Source organism: Moorena sp. SIO3E8, from assembly GCF_010692445.1.
Lineage (GTDB): Bacteria > Cyanobacteriota > Cyanobacteriia > Cyanobacteriales > Coleofasciculaceae > Moorena > Moorena bouillonii.
The window spans coordinates 1-3,976 of the sequence record NZ_JAAHHM010000273.1 but is presented as its reverse complement, the minus strand read 5'-3'; the positions used below and the strand labels follow the sequence as shown (position 1 = coordinate 3,976).

The following is a 3,976-nucleotide window of genomic DNA, read 5'->3' as shown; positions in this document are numbered from 1 at the left end:
AATAGGAATGCGAGTTAAAATATCAGGCTCACAATGGAATATTGAAAATGTTCCTAAAATTCTTTCTTTACGCTGTGCTTACCTAAATGGGATGCTTTATTAATGATGTTTTTACAAAAATGAGATGCACCCGTTATAATAACCTCCCTTACTTTGACTATTACCTACTACACAGTTTTGATAATCTAGCAACTAGCTATCGATTTTAATGCTTGCTACTGACTCTTACTGCTGCATAGTTTAAGTTCAATGGGCTTTTGAATTGGGGCTAGAGTTACTGACTCACCAAGACCGAAATGGTTGGGGAAGCGATATTCTTAAAAATTGCCTCGGCTGTCTGGCCACAATCGTAAGTTTCCCCTTGGAAGAAAGCGTTTGGGTCAATTATTGTTATTTGGTCACAAAAGTTTGCCTCTACTTTAACTATCCCCTGAGTCTGGTCTGACTCATTGGAATATTCAGCATGAAAGCTTGTTTTCGTTGGATCAAGGATTACTGTCTGTTGTTGACCTTGCGTTATTTGAAAACGGTTAGGGTTAGGGGTATCTGCAAAAGCAGATGCGACTTGAGAACCGAAAGCAAGCACTACAGCCAGAAGGAAAGCTGTAAACACTTTGATTTTACGCTTCATAATTTTCATCCTTTTTTCACTGTAACTTTGGAGTTGATCAGGTGGCTTTTTGTTTTCCACCTTTCAATCTAAAGACGATCTAAGAGGGTAATATCTGAATTTTTGATAATTAGCGTTCGCGTAGCGTCGGCTTTGCAGAATTGCACCCTAATTCCATAAATAAGAAAAGCGTTCGCGTAGCGGCTCTTTGCTGAGCATCGCTCCTTCATACTCAAACTTTACTAACCGCGTTCGCGTAGCGGCTCTTTGCTGAGCATGGCACTCCTTTGTACCCTCAAAAAAAAGCGTTCGCGTAGCGGCTCTTTGAGAGCATCGCATTCCCTAAAAAAGAAAAGCGATCGCATTCTCTAAAAAAGAAAAGCGATCGCATTCCCTAAAAAAGAAAAGTGATCGCATTCCCTAAAAAAGAAAAGCGATGGGCGAGTTTCAGCCGTCAGCCGTCAGTCGTCAACCATTCCCAAGATATGAGGGGGTGACAAAAAGACCTGTAGGCGTTGCGTCAGTCTTTGAATGAATAGGAGTAGAGTGGGCATTCTGCCCGCCCGAAAATAAGCATGAAACTGGCTTGATGCCCATTCCACCGCCAGATGCCCATTCCACGGCCAGATGCCTATTCTACAGATGGGACCCGCCGAACAGGCAAGATGCCTATTCCACAGATGGGACCCGCCGAACAGGCAAGATGCCTATTCTACAGATGGGACCCGCCGAACAGGCAAGATGCCTATTCCACAGATGGGACCCGCCGAACAGGCAAGATGCCTATTCCACAGATGGGACCCGCCGAACAGGCAAGATGCCTATTCTACCTCACGTTTAAAATCATTCCATTATTAAGCAAGGCCGGCCTGTAAGCTTTACCGGATGGAAATTTGAGCAAATTGTGATCAAAAAAGATAAACCCGCTATGGCATTGTATAAATGCGGGATGATTTTGATAGTTTTTTGGGGTGGGCATCTGGCCGTGGAATGGCCATATTGGTGGAACGGGCATCTTGGTGAAATGGCCATCTTGGTGGAACAGGCATCTTGGTGGAACGGGCATCTTGCCTGTTTCAATTTCCGGGCAGGCATCTTGCCCACCCCACTGATATTTATCCCGCCCCTCAGCAATGCCTCGTTATTTACCTCTAACTTCTCCTCAGAAGTAGCTGCAACAGGAACCGACTCAGACTCCTGCACCAATAGCACTTCCTCACCAACAACACTCTCCACTTCCTCCACCGCAACAGATAATGCCACCGTCTCGCCCACAATCGCTTCAACTTCCCCATTCGGCTGGGACTTTTCCCCAATTGCTGACTCTGTTGCCTGATTAATTGGTGTAACCGATAAATCCTGATCAGTCTCATCCTCACCGATAAAATATCCCCTCAACTCCTCTCGCAGAATCGCTCGCGCCTGGGAGATGCGCTTACAGACATTCTGGTAGGAAATCTCTTGCTGTTGGGCTATCTCTCGATAAGACAGTTCTTGATAAAAATGCAAGATAAACGTCTGGTGCAGCCGAGCAGGTAAGTTATCAATCGCACTGCTGATAGCAATCTTTTTTTCGTCTGTTTCCAAAACCCTTTCTGGGGTATCGTCACAGGAAACCAATCCTTTTTCCTCTGGAATCCCTTCTATACTCTCAACCTGGTTAGCGCTACGACAATGTTCTCGATGAATATCCACGCAGAGGTTATGAGTCAGCTTTGTCAGCCAAGCCTTAAAATTAGCAATTTTCCTGGCAAACTTTTGCACCTTCTCCCATGCCTTGAGCATGGCCCGACTCAGGGCATCTTCAGCATCGGTAGGGTTTCCACCCATCCACCTGAGACAGCGATGATAGAGATAATCTTGATATTGCTGCCATTGCTGCCAAAACTCTTTCTGTGAAACGTGATGGGATTGACCCAATGCAGTAGAAGTGGCTTCTAATTGAATATCTGACGTCATAATTGATTGATCAACACAATGGTGTATGGTCTCCACGGGAGTCCAGGGCTGATTTGTATAGCACTACGCATTAAGGTTAGGACGTTGATACAAGCTGAAAAGCTCTTTTACTCAACTTTTGCCTTTTGCCTTTTGCCTTTTGCCTTGCGCGTAGCGCTATACTCGACATTTTTGACCTCGATACCCGATCACCATTTGAGAGTATAGCGGTTTTTAGTCTGTTAATCTCATAAAACTGATGTAAAAACTCATGTAAAAACTCATGTAAAAACTCATGTATAGAGTTTTTATATAGGTCGTAAACAAAAGTATTGCTCAAAAAGGCAAGATGCAAGAGGCGAAACGCAAGAGGGGCAAGAGATTCAAAGTTTTATTGTCCAATCAAAAAAGACCATATACGTTTACATCTCAAATATAAACCCTATATACAGTGGAAAGTCGGGAGTCAACAGAAGCGGTAAATGGCGAGAATTATCCCTATCTACCCATTTTCCGCTTCTAAAAATCTGACTAAATCGCGTTTATACAAACAAAATCAATGGCTGTGAAGCGCAAAAACCACTATTTTGCCTATTATTATCTGCTATTATAGCGTTTCTCATAGCTATGAGGTACACATTATTTTTTCCCTCTTCCCTCTTCCCTCTTCCCTCTTCCCTCTTCCCTGCTCCGAAGTCCCTGCTCCGAAGTCCCTGCTCCGAAGTCCCTAAAAACCAGAGATTTGTACCTCATGGGTATAAGACTTGCTATATCTGCTATTATCTGCTATTACCACACTCCCCTGTCAGGGATTCCCAGTAGGGAGCATGTCAAATTTGCAGAACAAATGTACTAAAATAGCTCATAACTGCTACTTACGCCCCAAAAACACTGTAATTCAAGCGTTTGTAGTTCAAGTGTTCTTACAAAATTGACCTGCTTCCTTCCCAGGAATACAACTAGTTAACAATATTTAATAGTCACCTGGAAATTATATATGGTACTATCACTTACGGTTAGGATAATAAATCAAAGGAGGAAAGTAAGCCTTGAATGCCTGCCATCTCGGTAAGCTCCCTACTCGCAAGAAACGGGCAAGATGCCCGTTCCACCGAGAGGAGTGATGTTATCCCTTTAATCGAATGGTAGCTGACCAGCCTTAGTTATATAAACTAGCTGATCGCTAAGAGTTGAAATTCCTAAATCTTGGTGCATTTCCGGATTTAATTGGAATTAAACTAATACAGTAGTAAAGCGGCTGAATCAAGACTAGCTCTATAGTCGTAAATTATGATTTATGGGTATGATTGATACCCACCAATATTGGGCATCATCCAATATTGGGCATCATAGGAAATAACTAGTTATTAAACCTCCTATGGTTAACGGGGATTCAATTGACCAGTCAACAGCTCTAAAATTGCTGGG

The 3,976-nt window shown here is 43.3% G+C and carries 5 protein-coding genes; 2 read left to right on the top strand and 3 right to left on the bottom strand.

The genetic code is table 11. The features are described from left to right. Positions 1–274: 274 nt before the first annotated feature. Both F6K46_RS38660 and F6K46_RS38655 read right to left on the bottom strand, forming a co-directional pair. Positions 275–631 carry a hypothetical protein gene (locus F6K46_RS38660; protein WP_143727763.1) on the bottom strand — a complete coding sequence of 119 codons (357 nt, stop codon included), beginning with the start codon at positions 629–631 and terminating at the stop codon, positions 275–277. Positions 632–778: 147 nt separating this feature from the next. After that, positions 779–949, bottom strand: a complete 171-nt coding sequence (locus F6K46_RS38655) for a hypothetical protein (RefSeq protein WP_293052244.1) — start codon at positions 947–949, stop codon at positions 779–781. Between the two features lie 250 nt (positions 950–1,199). Between F6K46_RS38655 and F6K46_RS38650 the strand changes: the two genes are divergently transcribed. Continuing rightward, positions 1,200–1,451 carry a hypothetical protein gene (locus F6K46_RS38650; protein WP_293052247.1) on the top strand — a complete coding sequence of 84 codons (252 nt, stop codon included), beginning with the start codon at positions 1,200–1,202 and terminating at the stop codon, positions 1,449–1,451. Between the two features lie 2 nt (positions 1,452–1,453). On the opposite strand, the gene F6K46_RS38645 is transcribed toward F6K46_RS38650, so the two are convergent. Continuing rightward, a complete protein-coding gene (locus F6K46_RS38645) occupies positions 1,454–2,569 on the bottom strand; it encodes a sigma-70 family RNA polymerase sigma factor (protein WP_293052250.1) in 1,116 nt (371 codons plus the stop codon). Positions 2,570–3,175: 606 nt separating this feature from the next. On the opposite strand from F6K46_RS38645, the gene F6K46_RS38640 reads away from it, so the two are divergent. Next, positions 3,176–3,370 carry a hypothetical protein gene (locus F6K46_RS38640; RefSeq protein WP_293052253.1) on the top strand — a complete coding sequence of 65 codons (195 nt, stop codon included), beginning with the start codon at positions 3,176–3,178 and terminating at the stop codon, positions 3,368–3,370. Positions 3,371–3,976 lie beyond the last annotated feature (606 nt).

What these genes read in the sequence shown, in the direction of transcription:
- F6K46_RS38660 (WP_143727763.1), bottom strand. Translation starts at nt 631, where the DNA reads ATGAAGCGTAAAATCAAAGTGTTTACAGCTTTCCTTCTGGCTGTAGTG.
- F6K46_RS38655 (WP_293052244.1), bottom strand. Translation starts at nt 949, where the DNA reads ATGCGATGCTCTCAAAGAGCCGCTACGCGAACGCTTTTTTTTGAGGGT.
- F6K46_RS38650 (WP_293052247.1), top strand. Translation starts at nt 1,200, where the DNA reads ATGCCCATTCCACCGCCAGATGCCCATTCCACGGCCAGATGCCTATTC.
- F6K46_RS38645 (WP_293052250.1), bottom strand. Translation starts at nt 2,569, where the DNA reads ATGACGTCAGATATTCAATTAGAAGCCACTTCTACTGCATTGGGTCAA.
- F6K46_RS38640 (WP_293052253.1), top strand. Translation starts at nt 3,176, where the DNA reads ATGAGGTACACATTATTTTTTCCCTCTTCCCTCTTCCCTCTTCCCTCT.